General features: G+C 54.3%; 14 protein-coding genes. 6 read left to right on the top strand and 8 right to left on the bottom strand.

Going from position 1 to position 19,723, the window contains the following annotated elements; genetic code table 11:
- On the top strand, nt 1–480 hold a 480-nt coding region (locus ACTVJH_RS02660), incomplete at its 5' end, for a transposase (RefSeq protein WP_455987192.1).
- 20 nt (nt 481–500) lie between these two features.
- Here the strand turns inward: ACTVJH_RS02660 and ACTVJH_RS02655 are convergent.
- The 5 genes from ACTVJH_RS02655 to ACTVJH_RS02635 form a co-directional block, all read right to left on the bottom strand.
- Nucleotides 501–986 carry a hydrogenase maturation protease gene (locus ACTVJH_RS02655; protein WP_455987190.1) on the bottom strand — a complete coding sequence of 162 codons (486 nt, stop codon included), beginning with the start codon at nt 984–986 and terminating at the stop codon, nt 501–503.
- Between the two features lie 105 nt (nt 987–1,091).
- A complete protein-coding gene (locus tag ACTVJH_RS02650; protein ID WP_455987188.1) occupies nt 1,092–2,537 on the bottom strand; it encodes a Ni/Fe hydrogenase subunit alpha in 1,446 nt (481 codons plus the stop codon).
- A gap of 9 nt (nt 2,538–2,546) precedes the next feature.
- Nucleotides 2,547–3,479 (bottom strand): NADH-quinone oxidoreductase subunit B family protein, encoded by a 933-nt coding sequence (locus tag ACTVJH_RS02645; protein WP_455987186.1) that lies wholly within the window; start codon nt 3,477–3,479, stop codon nt 2,547–2,549.
- Nucleotides 3,480–3,529: 50 nt separating this feature from the next.
- Nucleotides 3,530–3,967 (bottom strand): hydrogenase iron-sulfur subunit, encoded by a 438-nt coding sequence (locus tag ACTVJH_RS02640; RefSeq protein WP_455987184.1) that lies wholly within the window; start codon nt 3,965–3,967, stop codon nt 3,530–3,532.
- A gap of 76 nt (nt 3,968–4,043) precedes the next feature.
- Entirely contained in the window at nt 4,044–7,097 is a 3,054-nt protein-coding gene (locus tag ACTVJH_RS02635; protein WP_455987182.1) for an FAD-dependent oxidoreductase, read from the bottom strand.
- Nucleotides 7,098–7,674: 577 nt separating this feature from the next.
- On the opposite strand from ACTVJH_RS02635, the gene ACTVJH_RS02630 reads away from it, so the two are divergent.
- From ACTVJH_RS02630 to folD, 5 genes are all read left to right on the top strand, one after another.
- On the top strand, nt 7,675–8,538 hold the full coding sequence (locus ACTVJH_RS02630; protein ID WP_455987180.1) for a LytR/AlgR family response regulator transcription factor: 864 nt from the start codon (nt 7,675–7,677) through the stop codon (nt 8,536–8,538).
- A gap of 321 nt (nt 8,539–8,859) precedes the next feature.
- On the top strand, nt 8,860–10,782 hold the full coding sequence (gene acs / locus ACTVJH_RS02625; protein WP_455987178.1) for an acetate--CoA ligase: 1,923 nt from the start codon (nt 8,860–8,862) through the stop codon (nt 10,780–10,782).
- Nucleotides 10,783–11,038: 256 nt separating this feature from the next.
- The gene (locus ACTVJH_RS02620) at nt 11,039–11,827 is read left to right on the top strand and encodes a type III pantothenate kinase (RefSeq protein WP_455987176.1); all 789 of its coding nucleotides are present in this window, start codon (nt 11,039–11,041) and stop codon (nt 11,825–11,827) included.
- A 161-nt stretch (nt 11,828–11,988) separates the two neighbouring features.
- Nucleotides 11,989–13,293 (top strand): phosphopyruvate hydratase, encoded by a 1,305-nt coding sequence (gene eno, locus ACTVJH_RS02615; protein WP_455987174.1) that lies wholly within the window; start codon nt 11,989–11,991, stop codon nt 13,291–13,293.
- Between the two features lie 4 nt (nt 13,294–13,297).
- On the top strand, nt 13,298–14,146 hold the full coding sequence (gene folD / locus ACTVJH_RS02610) for a bifunctional methylenetetrahydrofolate dehydrogenase/methenyltetrahydrofolate cyclohydrolase FolD (RefSeq protein WP_455987172.1): 849 nt from the start codon (nt 13,298–13,300) through the stop codon (nt 14,144–14,146).
- 109 nt (nt 14,147–14,255) lie between these two features.
- On the opposite strand, the gene amrB is transcribed toward folD, so the two are convergent.
- The 3 genes from amrB to ACTVJH_RS02595 form a co-directional block, all read right to left on the bottom strand.
- A complete protein-coding gene (amrB, locus tag ACTVJH_RS02605; RefSeq protein WP_455987170.1) occupies nt 14,256–15,065 on the bottom strand; it encodes an AmmeMemoRadiSam system protein B in 810 nt (269 codons plus the stop codon).
- Nucleotides 15,066–15,075: 10 nt separating this feature from the next.
- Nucleotides 15,076–18,033 carry a tetratricopeptide repeat protein gene (locus tag ACTVJH_RS02600; protein ID WP_455987168.1) on the bottom strand — a complete coding sequence of 986 codons (2,958 nt, stop codon included), beginning with the start codon at nt 18,031–18,033 and terminating at the stop codon, nt 15,076–15,078.
- A 500-nt stretch (nt 18,034–18,533) separates the two neighbouring features.
- Nucleotides 18,534–19,547, bottom strand: a complete 1,014-nt coding sequence (locus ACTVJH_RS02595) for a sigma-54 interaction domain-containing protein (protein WP_455987166.1) — start codon at nt 19,545–19,547, stop codon at nt 18,534–18,536.
- Nucleotides 19,548–19,723: the final 176 nt, after the last annotated feature.

Here is a 19,723-nt window from a genome sequence, read left to right as displayed (position 1 = left end):
CTTTCGCAAAATACTGTACCTGCCGAAAGCATTGTCTTTTTTGACGGCACCGTACTGCTGGGCACCCCCGGCATTAATCAAAGCCAGACCCCCTTGCGATTGGTCGGCTACGAGGTCGACAGGGTCAAATACTGGATCGCTACCAACCGCCATGATTTGACCGCTGAACAGATCGCCCAGGCTTACAAACTGCGCTGGAACATCGAAAATTTCTTCGCCTGGTGGAAAAGGCACTTGAAAGTCTACCACCTGATTGCACGCAGTGCCTATGGCTTGATGGTCCAGATCTTGGCAGGCCTGATCACCTATCTGTTGCTGGCCATTCATTGCCACAAGAACTACCAGGAAAAGGTCTCTATCCGCCGGGTCAGACAGTTGCGCACAGCCATTGAAAACGAGTTGCGTTCAATGCCGGATGATGATTTTGAAGAGTCAAATGTAAAAGATCAGAAATTACAATTTATTGATGCAAAAACCTAACCGGAAATTACTGTGTCGGACTAGAAATAACTTTTGACCTTGGCCATGAGTTCCGGAAGTTTTGCCTGCAGGGTCGGACTGAGCCCCTCTTCCATGGCGTCGGGGATATATGCACTCTGGACCACAAGAATTTTGAGATCAATTCCGGTGTTGTCCCGAAGCTCTTTGAGCAGGTTGGTGGTCGGGAATTGGTGCAGGGTGAAATCCGGGATTTTTTTTGGGTCCATCTGGTCCACGTCAATCTCGAAGATCTCTCCGGGCTCCCGATCACTCTGGGTGACTGCATCGACCACGACGACCCGTTCAGGAAGTTTATCACTCAAAACCAGATCAAAAAGAAGACCTCTGATGGAGGTGCCTACGTCCAGAAGGGCGACGTCATCGGGCACTTCTGGATCGTTTTCCAGGGCGGCTACCAGAGCCGGTCCGACACCATCGTCCGCATACAGGACATTCCCGCATCCAAAAACCACCACGCGGGAATTGAACATCATTGACCAATCCATGTACTCACTCCTCATCCCGTCCGTGCTGGGCGGGCGTTACGAAAAAGACCGCTGCCCGCTTCCGGGCAACGGCCTTCATAATCCATTTGTGTACGGCTGTCTAATCTAGCGTTTCATGGTGTCCAGGGTGTTTCCTTCGGAATCCTGAATCTTCAATTCCATGGCAATACCGCCATCCAGGCGGTGAGTAGCGCAGCTCATTCACGGGTCATAGGCGCGTACGGCCATCTCGATCCTGTTGAGGATCCCCTGGTCGTATTTGCCATCTTTGATGACCGCCTTGGCGGCCTGTTTCACGGAAAGGTTCATGGCGGCATTGTTGTGGGTGGTGCCAACAATGAGATTGGCCATGGTGACCATGCCGTTTTCATCGGTCTTGTAGTTGTGAATCAGGGTACCGCGAGGGGCCTCCACACAACCAAAACCTTCGCCGGCCTTGGGCTCGATGTTCGTGGCCCGGATGTCTCTGCCGGTGATCTCGGGATCGTTGAGCAATTCTTCGGCCCGTTCAGCACAATAGACCAGCTCGATCAGACGTGCCCAGTTGTAGAGCAGGGTCAGGTGAGCGGGGCGGCCAAAGCTCTTGCGGAAGATTTCCAGCTCTTCCTGAGCCAAGGGGGTGGCCATCTTGTCACAGACGTTGATACGGGCGAGACAATTGGACCGGTAGACGCCAACGGGGTCGTTTTCGTCGAGTTTCAGGTTGCCCCAGTTTTTGGCATAGGGGAACTTGAGATAACTCCAGTCTTCAATGTGTTCGCCGATGTGGTTCTTGTATTCGCTGTACGGGAACTGGTCGATCTTGCCGTCTGCATTCTGAAGACGAAGCTCGCCGTCATAGAGCTGCAGGGCGCCTTCCTTGTCAACGGTTCCTATGTATCCGGAGGGGAAGACACCGAGTGTCTTCACGGCATCCAGATATTTGGGAAAGACCTCTTCCCGGGCGAACTTCATGGTGAAGAGGGCGAAATCCTTGAATTCCAGAATCCCCTCGAGAAGTTCCTTGCGTTCCTCTTCCAGCATGGGCCGGGAGTATCCACCAACAACGGCAGCCATGGGATGGATGACCTTGCCGGCGAATTTTTCGAGCATCATCTGCGATTTGTAGCGCATGTGCACGACTTTCTTGGCCAGGTCCGGAGCGGCACCCACGATACCGACGACGTTTCGTACGGAATAGTCGGCATCAGGTCCCAGAACGAAATCCGGGGCGGCCAGAAAGTAGAAGTGGAGGATCTTGTCCGGGATATAGGCCAGCATCTGGCAGAGTTCCCGAAGTTTTCTTCCCGTGGAGGGAAGGGTCACACCGAGACACTCATCAGCGGCCTTGTTGGAGGCCAGGTGATGCTGCCAGGGACAGATCCCGCAGATCCGGTTGACGATCCGGCAGACCTCTTCCACGGGACGGCCGACCACGAATTTTTCAAATCCCCTGAGAGACAAGACGTGCAGTCTTGCATCTTCCACATTGCCGCTGTCATCGAGCTGGATGGTAACGCTCGCATGACCTTCAATGCGGGAGACCGGGGCTATATTTAATGTCTTACCCATTATCTCCTCCTAACCTAATTTTTTCAGCATATTGTGTGCGCCACAGAATCGGGCCAGATACCCGCGACGATCAGGCATGGTCGAGGGATCAAAACCGTTGGAAGCCAGGGCGCCCATATAGTCGACAATGGGCTTGGCCCCCTTGCGGATGGGACCATAGCAGCCACGACAGGGCATACGGGTGCTGATGCATCTGGGATATCCGCTCTTACCGCCACATCCGGCACGGGTGACCGGACCGAGGCAGAGGAAACCCTGTTCCAGCAGACAGCGCATTTCGTCAATGGGTTTGTCCGGATCGAATTCAGGGGTCTGGAGCATCCGTTTGATGTCCGGCAATCCCTTTTTGCCCTTCTTGATCGTGGGACAGGTGTCGCACACGGACCGTTCAGGCATGGCGAATTCTGTCTTGCCTTCCAGCAGAGCCAGAACCGCCGCCGTGATCCAGTCGGGGTGCGGGGGACAACCCGGCAGATAGATGTCTACGTCAACGATTTCGTCGAGGGCGTAACACTTGTCCAGCAGGGCCGGGATGTTTTTGGTCGGGGGCTCACCGGGGTCTGTTGTCGGGGAGTCCTTGTACACGAATTGATTCAATTCGTCATTGCCGTACATGTTGATCAGTGCGGGGATACCACCATCGGTGGCACAGGTACCCAGAGCGATCAGGATCGTGCATTTTTTACGCATTTCCTTGGCGATTTCCACATGTTCTTCATTGCGGACACTGCCGGAAACGATCCCGACCACGGCTTCGGGGATATTCATCTCGGTCTCTTCGCCGGTCTGCCCGAAGTATTTATGATCGAGGATGACCGGGATGTGGACGAAGTCCAGGTTGTTGACCAAAAGGTCAACCAGGACATCCCCGATATTCAGAATGGCTATCTCACACCCGGAGCATGAGTTGAGCCATTCTTCGGCAACAGTTACTTTGGCCATATCTCTTACCTCCATGGGGTTGAATCAGAGTATGATTCACCCTGACATCGTTAGGCGCTGACAGCCTGTTTCTTTTCCTGACGAGCTGGGTTGGGACCCAAATTGCGGATTTTTTCCGTGAATTCCGTGACGACTTTCTGGAATTTGGGAGCCTCAGCCCCTGAAACCCACTCGATCGCAAACCGTTCGGGATCGATGCCGAGATCTTCGAGGACCAAGTTGATGGCGTTCGCCCTAGCCAATGCTTTGTGATTACCATCCAGGTAATGACATTCGCCGAGGTGTCAGCCCATGACGATGACGCCGTCAGCTCCTTTTTCCAGGGCGTCTACGACAAGATTGGGATGAACCATCCCGGAACACATCACCCTGATGGCGCGCATGTTCGGGGGATATTGCAGCCTGGAGACTCCCGCCAGGTCTGCACCGGCATATGCACACCAGTTACAGAGGAATCCGATGATTACAGGCTCGAAATTGTCTGCCATTGAAACATCTCCTTGTTTATGGCTTCTGGATCACGCGATCCCGGCCTTGAGCACGGGACCGCGCGTCCAAAGTGCGTTATATATCCTCCAGGGCTGCCATGACCTGTGCCCTGAGCTGTTCCGTGGTGAATCCATGGACGTAGACACCCTTTTTGGGACAGGTGGCTTCGCAGATACCGCATCCCTTGCACAACGATACGTTGGTCTCGATCCGCCGCCGTTCCTCGCCATCCTCGTTGGTGTATGTGATCATGCTGATGGCACCGTAGGGACAGGTGTCCACACACAGGGCACATCCATCACAATTCTCCGTGGGATAGGACTTGATGGAATCCAGCGTCATTTCGGCTTTGGACAGGATCACCGTGGCGCGGGATACTGCGGCCTGGGACTGGGCAATGGCCTCATCAATGGGTTTGGGATAGTGACAGAGCCCGGCAACGAACATGCCGTCGACAGTCATGTCCACGGGACGCAGTTTGGGATGGGCCTCCATGATGAAACCGTCTTCGTTCAGACCGCACTTGTACAATTCGACCAGTTCGTCGCTCTTGTTGGGCACGATGGCCGTGGCCAGAACGAGATAGCTTGGGCGGATGTCCAGGGTCTTGCCGGAGATGGGATCGTCGACCGTGACCACGAGGGCGTCACCGTCCTTGGTGACCTCGGGTTTCTTGTCCAGGGAGTAGCGGACAAAGATGACCCCGAGTTCTCTGGCCTCGAGGTAGAGATCCTCACGTTCACCATAGGTACGGATGTCCCGGTAGATGATGAACACGGGCATGTCCGGATTGGCCTTTTTCAGATCGATGGCCGATTCCATGGAGTGGGTACAGCAGGTCTTGCTGCAATAGGGGCGTTCGGGACAGCGTGAACCAACACACTGAATGAATACGGCACCCTTGGCCTTGGACACATTGTCCATGTTTTCCCTGAGTTCCTTGTCGAAGTCGAGATGGGTCATGACTCGACCGTCCTGACCGTACAGGTACTCTTCGGGTTTGTACTCGGTGGCACCGGTACAGACTACGGCGATGCCGTACTTGATGACCCTGGTTTCTCCGGCCACGTCGATCTCGGAGACAAAGTCACCAACCGATCCCTTGTTGCTCTTGAGGGTGGTATTCTTGAACAGTTTGATGTTCGGGTGGGCCTCGACCTTGGCGACCAGATCGTCAACATACGGTCTGATGGGCTCACCCTTCCAGGTTTTGTTGAGGAGCAGGGCGTTTCCACCCAGGGTGTCGGTTTTTTCGATGAGCGCGGTTTCAAAGCCTTGATTAGCGATACCCAGGGCCGTCTTCATGCCGGAAACACCGCCACCGACAACCAGAGCGGTCTGGTTCACGCCAACGGACAGATGCTCCAGAGGACTGAGCATGCCTGCCTTGACCACGGCCATGCGGACCTGATCCTTGGCCTTTTCCGTGGCCTTGTCCTTTTCCTTCATGTGGACCCAGCTGTTCTGGTTCCTGATGTTGGCCATCTCAAAGAGATATTCGTTGAGACCGGCTTCCTTCAGGGTTTCCTGGAACAGGGGCTCATGGGTTCTGGGGGTACAGGCGGCAACAACAACACGATTGAGCTGCTGTTCCTTGATTTCCTTGGCCATGAGAACCTGGGTATCCTGGGAACAGGTGAACATGTTGTTCTTGACATAGACGACACCCGGCAGGCCCTTGGCGTATTCGGCAACAGCCTCCACATCCACGGTGCCGGCGATATTGATACCACAGGAACAGACAAAGACACCGATTCTCGGCTCCTGACCGGCCACGTCGATTTCGGTGGGGAAGGTCTTGTCCTGGGTCATGGTGCCGCGAACGGAATTCAGACCGGAGGCCGCTTCCATGGCTGCGGATGATGCCTCGGTAACAGACTGGGGAATGTCCTTGGGTCCCTGGAAGGCACCGGCGGCAAAGATCCCGTCTTTGCTGGTGGCTACCGGGTTGAAACTCGTGGTCTCGGCAAAATTGTACTTGTCGAGTTTGATGCCCATGTTCTGGGCCATTTCCAGAGCGGCCGGACCGGTCTGCAGGCCAACCGAAAGAACGAACAGATCGAATGCTTCCTTGGCCCGTTCACCCGTGGCAGTGTCCATGTACTCGACGATCACGCCCTTGTTCTCGGGACCGGGGTAAATGGTATGGATACGATCGGGAATGAACCGGATACCTTCATCCTTGGCCTTTTCCAGATATTTGTCGAATTCCTTGCCGTGGGTGCGCATGTCCATGTAAAAAATGGACAGATCCAGGTCGGCGCCATCGGCGTGTTCGGCCGAGACCATGGCCTGTTTCAGGGCGTACATACAGCAGACACTGGAACAGTATCCGTTGTCACACTTGTTGATGTTACGAGAACCTACGCACTGCAACCAACCGACCTTTTTGGGGACGGTGTTATCCGAGGGCCGTTCCAGGTGACCCATGCAGGGGCCGCCGGCAGCCAGGAGACGTTCGTACTCGAGGCTGGTGACCACGTCGGGCAACTGGGCGTAATCGTAGGTGTCGAACATGGAGGGATCAAAGGCCTTGAAACCGGGCGCCGTGATGATGGAGCCGACCTTGATCTCGTGGATCTTTTCGGTATCTGCGAAGTTGATGGCATCAGCGGGGCAGTATTTTTCACAGGCCCGACATTTGCCTTTCTGGATGAAGATACAGTTCTCAGGATCGAGAGCGTATTTCAGGGGAACGGCCTGGCCATAAGGGATATAGGCGGCCTTGCGTTTGCTCAGTCCGCCATCGAATTCGTTGGGGACTTTTTTGGGGCATTTTTCCGCGCACATGCCACATGCGATACACTTATCGACATCGACATAGCGAGGGTTTTCCTTGACGGTTACGGTAAAATTACCAGCTTCGCCTGCAATCTTCTGTACCTCACTGAGGGTGAGGAGTTTGATGTTCAAGTGCCGACCGCACTCTACCAGTTTCGGTGAGAGTATTCACATCGCGCAGTCATTGGTCGGGAAGGTCTTGTCCAGCTGGGCCATAGCCCCGCCGATCGCAGACGTCTTCTCGACCAGGTACACGTAGTAACCGGTGTCAGCCAGGTCCAAGGCCGCTTGGATGCCGGCGATACCGCCACCGACAACCATGACTGCACCAACTTTCTCTTGTGCCATAGTTTACCCCCTTAGCCAGTTGATTTGGTGCTAATGGTATTGAAATATCGCTTTTTGCCGGAACCAGGATCATCGTGTCTTTGGCTTTGATCCTGATTTATATGAAAACCAAATAGGTCAGGCATAATTATGTGCAAAAAATTTATGTGGTTCGTAGCCCATGTTCGAGAAAAATGCTAGTCCTTCTGGTGAAGAAATTGAAAAAATAATCGCATAAACCCAAAAAAGTCTCACATTCATGTTCTCGCAAAACGGCTCTGCGATTCTGAAAGAGATTTTTTGAAAGGGAAAAATATACGCTTCATCGCTCCCGAATGGGGATTTTCAAATCAAAGGGGATGTTCATTCAAGGCACAGGTGTTCTCATGCATGTCCCTGAAATACGGGGCCGGCGAAAGAGGTTCAAACCGTCTCCAACGGGGTGAGCCGGCCATGCGAGCAGATCAGTCCTGGATGTTCATTTTTGAAGCCTTGCGTATGGTCAGAATTCCCGATAAGTTCCAGGAAATGATAACAGACCCTCCTTTTTTGGCCCAGCCATTTTTTTCGCACAGCCAACACGACCATGGACCGGCCCATGAAAAAATTGACATGTCTTCTCGTGCATCAGGATTCCGAGATTCGTTCAGAGCTCAGAAAAAAACTTTCAGAAGTCAAGGGAATCAAGATCCTTGGTGAAGCGGTTTCTTCGTTCGAGGCCCTTGAGATGCTGGAATCAATCCCGTATGATATTTTTTTCCTCGGAACCGATCTTGATGGCGGAGTGAGCGGGATCGAAATGGCCCAGATCCTGGGGCAGCGTAAGACAGCACCCATACTCATTTTTCTGGCCAGGGACGAGTCGCTGGCCTTCAAGGGCTTTGAGCTTGGGGCAACGGACTATCTGCTCTGGCCCGCCACTGTGGATCGGCTCAAACGGTCTGTCGAACGGGCGCGACAGGTCATCCCTCACAACCATGAAAACGGTAACATGGTCGCCGTTCCTGTGCAGTCCCGGTCAAACGGGGATGAAGAAACCCTGCAGCTGGCATTGGGAGAAAACGAGGAGGAACTTTTTCTCGAAGCCCTGCGCAAGGCATGGGACCGCCGACAGACCCGGCCTGTGGAGATTGAAAAACTGCCCATCAATCAGGATGGCAGACTTCTGCTCATCCCTTACAGTCAGATCGTTTTCATCGAGGCGTATGAAGATTACAGCTATGTGCACACCTCCGGCGAGAAATTTCTGACCTCATACCGGCTCAAGAACCTTGAGGAACGACTCAGAAAGCACCGGTTCTTTCGGGTGCATCGTAAATATCTGGTCAATCTGGAGATGGTCACGGAGATCGCCTCCATGCCCGGAAGCAATTTCATGCTCCGTACAGCCGGGCGCAAGAAAATCGAATTGCCCATCAGCCGGCGGCGTATCGGAGAGCTTAAACAGCTTCTCAATCTTTAGCCCGCCAACACGTCCCGTTTTCTGCAAGCGAGAGGGAGACGATTTTCCCTTACGCGGTTTTTTTGGACCGGTGCAAGGTCATTTCAGGACGGAAATGGGTGAAGCAGCCGGCCCACATGGGTTTATCCCGCCTCAATCAGGCCAACCGTTTACCTCATGCAGCCCACCTTTAGTCGATTATTCTTCTACATGTTGAAGAAAATGAGTGATAAGCTCTTTCAATGATCGAGAATCCTCTGGTATACATGAACACGATTCGACAATTTCAATCTCCCCTATTCACGAAGTGTCGACCCTTCGGCACGACCTAAGGAGGATATCATGGAGCAAAACGGCGCACTGGACTCTCTGCTTCAGGAAGAACGCGTTTTCAGGCCACTGCCGCAGCTGGTCATCGAGGCCAATGTCAATCCACAGGAATATGATGCCGCCATCAAGAACGCCAATGACGATTATCTGAGCTACTGGGAGGATGCCGCCAAGGAATTGGACTGGTTCCGCAAGTGGGACCAGGTTCTGGATGATTCCAATCCGCCTTTTTACAGGTGGTTTCCCGGGGCCAAATGCAATATCGTCTACAATGCCCTGGATAGACATATCACGACGGCAAACAAGAATAAACTCGCCCTGATCTGGGAAGGGGAGCCCGGGGATACCCAGAAATTCACCTATTACGAGTTGTACCGCGCCGTGAACCGTTTCGCCAACGCCTTGCGCTCGTTGGGGGTCAAGAAAGGGGACCGGGTCATCATCTATATGTCTCCCCTGCCGGAAACGATCATTGCCATGCTCGCCGTGGCCAAGATCGGGGCGGTTCACTGTATGATCTTTGCCGGGTTTTCAGCCAAGGCCATACGCGAGCGGATCAACGATGCCCAGGCCAAACTGGTCATCACCGCCGATGGCTTCTACCGTAACGGACGACCCATCAATCTGAAAAAGGTCATCGACGAGGCTGTTGAAGGCTCTGATACCGTGGACACGGTGGTCGTTGTGCATCGGGCCAATGTCCAGGTAGAGATGAACGAACCCAGGGATCTCTGGTACGAGGCCCTGGTTCGGCAGGAAAGTGCCGAATCCCCCACTGAGGTCATGGATGCCAATGACATGCTCTTTCTGTTGTACAGCTCCGGCACCACGGGCAAGCCCAAGGGAATTGTCCACGGTCACGGAGGATACATGGTCGGGGTCCATCGCAGTCTCAACTGGGTCTTTGATATCAAGCCAACGGATATTTTTTGTTGTACCGCGGACGTAGGGTGGATCACAGGTCACAGCTACGTGGTCTATGGGCCGCTCATGGCCGGAACGACCACGGTTCTCTACGAAGGCCACCCTCTGTATCCTCAGGCCGACCGTATGTGGGATGTGATCGCCAAGTACGGGGTGACCATCTTCTATACCGCACCAACACTCATTCGTATGCTCATGCGGTTCGGCACCCAGTACCCCAAGATGCATGATCTGAGTACATTGCGCCTGCTTGGCTCGGTGGGTGAGCCCATCAATCCCGAGGCCTGGGTCTGGTTCTACAAGAATATCGGCAGGTCGGAATGCCCGATCATCGATACCTGGTGGCAGACCGAGACCGGTTCGTTCATTATCTGTCCCTTTCCCATTTCTCTGCTCAAACCGGGATCGGTTTTCAAGCCGATGCCCGGGATCGAGGCCGATGTGGTCAATGAGCAGGGTGAATCCGTACCCCCGGGCAAGGGTGGACTCCTTATCCTCAAACGTCCCTGGCCCTCCATGCTTCTCGGTCTGTATAACGACTCCGAGCGGTACAAAGAGGCCTATTGGAGTCAGGTGCCCGGTGCCTATCTGGCCGGGGACGTGGCCCGCAAAGATGTGGACGGGTATATATGGATACAGGGACGTTCCGATGACGTGCTGAACATCGCCGGGCACCGCATCGGCACAGCCGAGCTGGAGAGTGCCCTTGTGGCTCATCGGGCCGTTGCCGAAGCCGCAGTCATCGGCGTTCCCGATGCCATCAAGGGTGAGGTGGCCAAGGCCTTTGTCATTCTTACTGAAGAATACAACGATCCTGAAGATCCCGATGAGCTGCTCAAGCAGCTCAAGTCACACATTCGCAGGGAATTGGGACCGGTTGCCGTGGTCAAGAGTATCGATATCCGGGAAAAGCTGCCCAAGACACGCAGCGGCAAGATCATGCGCCGTATTCTCAAGGCCGAGGAATTGGGCGAGGATGTCGGGGATACGTCCACCCTTGAAGACGATTAACAGGGCGTGCTTCATGTAAAGCCCAGCGAAAAGAGTATCACAAGGCGGCCTTTGGCCGCCTTTTTCATTGGGTTCTTTTCTTGAGTTTTTGGAGGAAAGGGGTACAAAGTTCTTGGAACGCGTGAACGGACCTGACTCTGTTGTCGGGGTGCTCGATCGCAGGCTTCAGAGGATCGCAGCCCGTGTCAAAAGAGTTGGATCAAGACCGGCAAACGTTTTTTTAAATCTTGTGTGAACGTCCAATCGGATAGATGTGATGACAGCACCGCTTTTACTTTTTGATCTCGGGAATACGAATATAAAAATTTCCCTTGCTGATAAGCAAGGGGTGGAGAGAAGCCTGGTCATTCCCTCCCGGGAGTACACGGCAGACTCCCTGGGGCTTTTATTGATCAATGCGTGTTCTTTTTTCAGGGTCACTCCGGATATGGTTCGGGCATGGGTCGTTTCCTCGGTTGTTCCCCCTATGGACAAAATTCTTGTTGCTGCTGGTGAACGATTTTTCGGATGCCCGATTTTTTTTGTCCCTAAAGATATCTCTCTGACCATTGAAAACCGGTACTCCAAGCCCCAGGAGGTCGGCGCGGATCGCCTGGTGGCAGCTTATGCCGGCCGTCGATTATTTCAGGAGCGGACCCTGATCCTGGTCGATTTCGGCACGGCGACCACGTTTGATTGCGTGCAGGACAACGCCTATCTCGGGGGGCTTATCTGTCCGGGGGTTTTTTCTTCGGTTCAGGCCCTGGGTACGAAAACTGCCAAACTTCCTCAGATCTCGCTGGAGACCATAGGAAGAGAGGTGGTGGTGGGAAGAGATACGGCAACAAGTCTCAATCAGGGCATTGTTCACGGGTTTGCGGCCATGCTTGAAGGTCTGAGCGCCCGACTCAAGACGAGTCTGGGCGATGATCGGTCTCTGGTGGTGGCTACGGGAGGATTTGCCGACAAGATCGCCCCTGTATGTTCGGGGATAGACCACCTCCAGCCGGACCTGCTCATGCAGGGACTGCGCATGGCCTACTGGGAGAGAATGCAAAACAGGTGACCTTTCAGCTCCCGCGCATTGCATCGTGTCCCGGGTGAGGTTACGTGTGCATAGGGCCTAAAGAATGTGTTGTCCGTTTGTTCCGGTCGCTTCAAGCTTTCAAGTTTCTTCAATTTTTTCAATCCATAAATTATTGTAAACCTTCTACGAGGAGTGATGGCATGAGTTATATTGAATCAGTATGGGCGCGGGAAATTCTGGATTCCAGAGGAAACCCCACGATCGAGGTCGAGGTTGCCCTGGAGTCGGGTGTGGTAGGTCGTGCGGCCGTTCCTTCGGGGGCGTCCACCGGGAGCCGTGAGGCCCTGGAATTGCGCGACGGTGACGAGGCCCGCTACGGGGGCAAGGGCGTGGCACAGGCGGTCAAGAACGTCATCCATGAGATCGCTCCGGACGTGGAGGGCATGGATGCCAGACGTCAGGTGGAATTGGATCAGCTGCTCATCGAGCTGGACGGTACGGAGAACAAGAGCCGGCTGGGTGCCAATGCCATCCTCGGGGTTTCCCTGGCCACAGCCAGGGCCATGGCCAACCACCTGAACATGCCGCTGTACCAGTACCTGGGCGGGGTGAACGCCAAGGTCATGCCCGTTCCCATGATGAACATCATCAATGGCGGGGTCCACGCTCCCAACAATCTGGATATCCAGGAATTCATGATCATGCCCCTGGGAGCGGAAAATTTTTCCCAGGCCCTGCGCATGGGTGCGGAAACCTTCCATGCCCTGAAGACGATCCTGACCAAGGATAAATTGACCACAGCAGTGGGTGACGAGGGGGGATTCGCCCCCAATCTCAAGAGTCACGATCAGGCCTTCGAGTATATCATCCGGGCCATCGAGGCCGCCGGGTTCGAGCCGGGCAAGGATATTTCCCTGGCCATCGATGCGGCTGCCTCGGAATTTTTTGAGAAGGGAAAATACAACCTGGCCGGAGAGAAAAAAATCGTTTCGGCTCAGGAGCTTATCGGTATGTATGACGAATACACCAAAAAATATCCTCTGGTCTCGGTTGAAGACGGCCTGGCCGAATCCGATTGGGAAGGGTGGCAGGACATGACCGATCAGCTCGATACCATCCAGATCGTTGGAGATGATATTTTTGTCACCAATCCCGGGATCCTGAGTCATGGTATCATCAATGGGGTGGCTAATTCCATCCTCATCAAACTCAATCAGATCGGCACCCTGACCGAGACTTTGGACACCATTGAGATGGCCAAGGAATCCTCCTACACCACGGTCATTTCCCACCGTTCCGGAGAAACCTCGGACAGTTTCATTGCCGACCTGGCCGTGGGCGTGAACTCCGGACAGATCAAGTCCGGTTCCCTGTGCCGCAGCGACCGTCTGGCCAAATACAATCAGCTGCTGCGTATCGAGGAGGAACTCGGGGATCAGTCGGTGTATTTCGGCCCGGCCATGGCTGCTGAATGGTATGGCGAGGACGAAGAGGGAGAGGCATAGCACGATGATATTGCTCGACGGAAAAGCGACTGCCGCGGCCATTCGCAAGGAGCTGGGGGAGAGGGTCGGCAAACTGAAAGCCGCCACCGGCAAGGTGCCGGGACTCGCCGTCATTCTGGTCGGCGAGGATCCGGCCTCGTCCGTATATGTGCGCAACAAGGAGCGGGCCTGTGCCGAGGCGGGTATTCTCTCCAAGGCGTACAAACTCGACGCCTCGACCTCGCAGCAGGAATTGGAAGAATTGATCCGGGAGTTGAACCAGGACGATTCCATAGACGGCATTCTGCTCCAGCTTCCCGTGCCCGAGGGGCTGGACAGTCGGAGATGTCTGGAACTCATCGATCCGGGCAAGGACGTGGATGGTTTCCACCCGATGAACGTTGGTCGTCTGACTCTGGGCCTGCCGGGATTCCGATCCTGCACGCCCGCCGGAGTCATGACCCTGCTTGCGCGTTACGGTCTCGATGTCAGCGGCAAGAAGGCCGTGGTCATCGGGCGGAGCAATATCGTGGGAAAACCCCTTGCCCTGATGCTTTTGCAGCACAACGCCACAGTGACCGTATGTCATTCACGCACGGCCAATCTGGCAGATGAGGTTCGGTCGGCTGATTTTGTCTTTGCAGCGGTTGGCCGTCCCCATTTTGTGACCAGGGAAATGGTCAGGGACGGTGCGGTTGTCGTCGATGTGGGGATCAACCGGACCGAGAGCGGGTTGGTCGGGGACTGCGATTTCAAGGCCTTGGAATCCAGGGTCGCTGCCATGACCCCGGTTCCCGGTGGGATCGGCCCCATGACCATTGCGCAATTGCTGATCAATACGGTTTGGTCGTTCGAGATAAAACAGGGGCTGTAATGTGGACGTCTTCTTCGCCCAGAGGCGTTGAGAAAGGGATTTCAATCAAATCAGACCCATACAAAAAGGCCCGCTTGCGGGCCTTTTTGTATGGGTCTGAAGATCGTGATCATTGGACAATGATCCCGGCATAGCCCACCACCTGGTCATAATCGCCGCTCACGTCTCCGGATGTGGCGTACCGGGTCAGATAGGCCGTGCGGGCCCCCAGGGCGAGGGCCGCAGTGAGCCCCACGGTCATGGGAAGGACCCCGCACATGGAGATGTGGCGGTCGCGTACAGTCTGGTAAAGTCCTGTGGGCGAAAGGGCCTGGATCTGCTTGATGGCCAGTTTATCGAGTTGTTCGGCCTGCGAGGCACTGATATAATGGCTCATGTCCGAACTGATCACCAGACTGACGGGCTTGTCCCCCGCCTTGATGGCCTCTGCCAGGGAAGTGCCTACCTCCCGAAGCACGTCGGGTCTGGGATCTGCAATGGTTATGGGTACGATCTGCATCCCGGGATTCTTGGCGTGCAAAAAGGGAATCTGGACCTCCAGGGAGTGCTCGCTGCGGTGCGATTCATAGTCGGCGGCAATGAGCGGAGAGGTTGCAAGAATGGTTGCGGCCAGGGATCGATCCACCTCGAGCCTGCCGCCTGGAAAGAGCCAGGAACCGTCCGGCCAGAGACCGATGGGCGCCCCTTGTCCGGTATGGCTTGGGCCAAGCAGGATGACGGTATCGTGGAGCCGGGATCTGGCAATGGTCTCTCCGGCCACTGCCCCGGAATACATGTAACCGGCATGGGGGACCATGGCCAGAATGGTCGGCTCTTTGGAGACGACCGGGGTCGCAGGAATGTATCTCCCGAGCTGGCGTTTCAGCTCCTGGGGATCGCCGGGATAGAATTGTCCGGCCACAACGGGATGTCTGTCCATGGCCTCCTCCCTATTTGAAGGATTGTATTTTTTTATCCAGGTTGGCCGCCTCCAGATCCCTGGCCGCCATTTTGCTGTAAATGGAATCTGGAGCTGTTTGGGTGATGGCTGTAAGTTTTTTTTGCCACATGTCCATATCCCGGTTCAACTTGAAGAGACCTGCAAGGGTGTACATGTGTGCCGCCCAGGAAGGATCGTCCTTGTCTATGTATTTTTCTAACTCCAGACCCCATCCCAGTGCCTCCTGGGTTCTTCCTGTCCGCGAAGTGGTCTGGATGAGCATGTTCAGACAGTCCCGGATTTTGGGCAGATCCTGGGTGGGCAGGCTCAGGAACAGGGACAGTGCCTGCTGGGCCAGAAGATACTCGTTTTCGAGATCCTTTGTCCGTTCGGCCTGTTTGGCCATGAAATACAGGGCATACGCGCGTTGAGAATCCGGAAGTTCGATTTCAGAGGCCAGTTCTTTCCATAAGGGCGCACTCTTGTCCTTTTGTTCGAGATTTTCATGGGCCAGGGCCAGGGTGTATTCGAATTGGCGTCTTCTGTTGTCCGAGAGCTCCCAGTTCTTGACTTCTTGAGTCATGTCGAGGATCTGCTGCCATGATTGGGATTGAACCAGGATGGCCAGCACCAGGTCGAGGGCCGGTCCCGAACTCGGTCCCTGGGGGAGGGTTCCCGAAAGAAAGGGCTCGGCCAGATCAAGGGCCCTGGACGTATCCCCTGTCTTCCAGAAGCTGGTGGCTACGGCCAATCTGCTCATGGGTTCGGGTGATGCATGAAGAAAGGGATAGCTCTCCCAAATGGCGATGATATCCTGATATCTGTCCCGTTCCAGGGCCTTGGCAATCCATTGGGAAAAGGCCTTGTTTCCCACCTCGAGCGCCTTGGGCAAAAGTTTCTTGTCCTTGGAATACTCGGCAACGAACTCGGAAACCGTCTGCAGGGTGTCCTTGAACTTTTCGCTCCAGAGCTGCCACATGGCCAGTTTGAGCCGGGCTACGGGTGCCAGTGGGCTTTGGGGATATTTTTCTATGATCTGCGTATATACCTCTTTGGGGCGGAGACTGTATGGCTTGTCGAACACAGAGAACATTTTGCTGATGGATGGCTGGTCAAAAACCCCCTCTTCGGCCAGGCGCATCTTGGCGATCAGGCCACCTTCCCTGTCTGGAAAGAGGTGTGCAGTTTTTTCGTAGACTTCCCGTGCTGCCTGTTTCTTGCCGGTCATCACATGGATGTCGCCGATGCGGGCCATGGCGATGTCTACATTTTCACCTTCAGGGGTCAGATTGATATAGGTCCAGAAATTTTCCTTGGCCTTGAGGGGATGATCGTTTTTCAGTTCAATATACCCGGCCAGCATGAGAAATTCGGGATCCTGAATGTAATAGCGGGGCCAGCGTTTTTGCGCATAATCCATGATCTCGAATGCCTGCTTGAAATAACCGAGCTCCTTGAGGGCCTTGGTCAAGCCGATGGCGCAGCTCTGGACCATGGATGTGTCGGGATGATTCTGGATGACATACTGGAAATTGTCGGCGGCCTGCTGATACTCCTTGGTGTCCAGATAATGTTCCCCCATGTAGTAATAGGTTAGGGGAACGTTGGAATCATTGGGAAATTTAGATCGGATAAGTTGGAAATAGCCCGTTGCCTCGGGAACATTGTCCACCTTGAGATTGATCATCCCCATGCTCAAAAGGGCCGAGGGGAGCCGCTGCGATTCAGGGTTGAAATTGACCGCCCTCTGAAAGGCGGACATGACCTCCTGAAAATGAGGGGTCAGGTCGCTATGATACTTCTGAAACAGGGCCTCGGCGATCAGATACAGGCTTTCTTCCCGGAGGGGATCGGGAAATTCGGGGTGGTTGAGCATGCCCTGGAAAACTTCCAGCGCTGCGTCGACCTCCCCGTTTTGCAGGGCAGCCTTGGCAGTGATCATATAGTCCTTGAAATTGGGGCCGGCCGTGGCGTTGGTCGCATTTTTCTCAAGAAAAGCCGGTCCAGGCGTTTCGGTCTGATTACCATCTGCGGTGAAAGATTCAGGTGAATCGTCCCGGTTGTCTGTAACCTGTTCGTTGGTTTCACTTCCTGGAGGCGGCTGGGATGATTGCTTCTTGTTCTGTGAACGACCAGAATCCTTATCTGAAATATTGGTGTCTGGTTGGGACGGATCCGCCGCGCCCTGTGCCACAGATTGAGGTATGTCCCGATCTGCAGGAGTGCCAAGGGCTTCTTCCACGGTCTGATGTTTGACCTTGAAACGCAGGGTTCCGGGATCTGCCTGCCTTGGAGATGGCGGGGTATCCTCTGCAATACCGTTTGGGGATTCGGTCTGGGGAACACCAGGCTGTTTCTGGGCATTCTCCACGGGAGCAGGTGGAGAAGGTTCAGGGGAGGTGATCTTTTTTCGGAGAGGCCGTGGCCGGGTGTCCTGTAGCGGGTTGGGATCTGGTGCTGTTTGTATTTCCTGCTGGACAGGGGGTTCTGTCTCGCCTGTCTCCTGGGGGGGCTGCCATCTTGCTCCCAACGGATCGCGAAAAATGTCCACAATGAGTTGTTTTTCGTCTGCATCGGGGAAATATATGAACCCAAAAGATGGCGACTTGAGTTCAATGGTCATCTGGTGACCGGTAGAGCTTATTTGTGTGATCATCCGGGAGGCACTCAGGTCCACGATAGCGGGTCGGGTCTCTTTCTCCCAGATGGATTCAGGCAGGGTCAGGGTGATCCTGCGAGGACCTGTTCGCGCGACCTCCAGGGCAGGAACGGAATCGGCAAAGGCAAAGACTATTCGTTCTTTCTGGGGATGGCGATTCCAGGAATAGGTCATTCCCGAAGCCCTGTCCGTCAGGCAGCAGAACATGATCATCCCGACAAGGAGCGGTGCGAGAAGACGCGGTGCTCTATGGGCCAGTGCTGTCATGTGGACACTCCGATCATCGTCCAGCATGTTTTCGTGATCCATGGACGAGCTTCGGGGCCAGAGCTAAGCGGTTCGAGCCGGGGCGGTATGGATTGTGTGATCGTATCGGGGTAACCAAATCTGCAAGAGAGGATGAACATATCCGTGATCTACCTGTTCCGGGTCGGAACAATCGTTCCCTGAAGTAAAAACCCTTTGTCAGCCTGTTAGCACAAAGAAAATAAACCTGTTACGTGATGATTATGGGCTTTTGCAAGAATCAGGCTCAAAGAAGTGAATGGGTGAAAATGTATACCGGTCAGTGAGTACCTGATACAAAAAATCCTGCCGTGCAAACCAGGAAAATTTCAAACCGCAGACCTGGACGCACCCCGGACCATCTTTCATATGCCCTGGGAATCAGAAAAAAAACAGGGTGAAAAGATGCCGTTATCCAAGCATTCCCCCGTGGTTCTGCTTCATGAGGGAGTGTGCAGGCGGTCGGCGCGAAAATCCGGTCTGGTTTGCAGACATGCGCCAGAATGGGTCCGCATGATCGCACGTCACGAAGAAATTTTCTTTTTTTTCAATTTTTCAATCAAGGTTGTCCGCTTGATTCCCAGAATTTCGGCTGCCTGGTTTTTGACGCCGTCGGCCATGCTCAAGGCCTCCTTGAGCAGATGGGTTTCCATGAGGTCGAAGAAATCCTTGAGTCCCACGCCCTGATCCTGCATGTCTTTGATCGCGGGAAAATGAAAACCCTGGGCAATAGTCTGGATTTTTGGTCGATCGGGAACGTTGGTGCCGGTTTCCTTGAGAATTTTGTCCGGAAGATCCGCCGGGGCGATGCGTTCCGCGTCACACAGGATGCTCAGCCGTTCCATGAAATTTTCGAGCTCTCGCACATTCCCTGGCCAGGAGTAGGCCAAAAGAATATTCTGTGTCTCCACGGCGAGTTTCATGAGCTTTCGTTCCTGGTTGCGACAGAATTTTTGCAGGAAATAATTGGCCAGCATGGGAATGTCGCTCTGGCGTTCCCTGAGAGGAGGCAAATGGACCGGGATGACATTGAGCCGATAAAAGAGATCCTCCCTGAAATTGCCCTTGGCCACCTCTTGTTCCAGGTCTCTGTTGGTCGCGGCAATAATCCGTACGTTCGCCCTGAAGGTCTTTGTCCCGCCGACCCGTTCGAATTCACGTTCCTGGAGTACGCGGAGGATCTTCACCTGCAGGCTCAAATCCATCTCTCCGATTTCATCCAGAAAGACGGTTCCACCATCGGCAAGCTCGAACCTTCCGGCTCGGGTTCGGATGGCGTGGGTAAAGGCCCCTTTTTCATGGCCGAAGAGTTCTGATTCCAGAAGCTCACCGGGAATGGCCCCGCAATTGACCGGCACAAAGGGTGCCTCAAATCGTTTGCTGTTCCGGTGCAGGGCCCTGACCATGAGCTCCTTGCCCGTGCCGGACTCGCCGCTGACCAGAACCGTGCTGTCTGTGGGGGCGACCTTGGCCAGGATGGCAAAGACCTCTTGGATGGCCTGACTCTGGCCGATGATTCCTGAAGTGTCCAATGTCATGAAAACTCCGCTTGCAAAAAATATTCTTGTACGAGCCTCTCTGGTATGCCGTACGTGAGTCGAACCGGTCGTGTCAATAAAATGACGGAAAATTCCCCAACTTTTTTTGTCCGCCACTGTATCGGTGCGCCCGCCCTGTCTATTTATTCTCAACCGTCTATACTGATTAGTGGAGA

The sequence above is a fragment of the Desulfoplanes sp. PS50 genome (genome assembly GCF_053851535.1).
The sequence above is the reverse complement of the archived record's forward strand: the minus strand, read 5'-3'. Positions and strand labels throughout refer to the sequence as shown.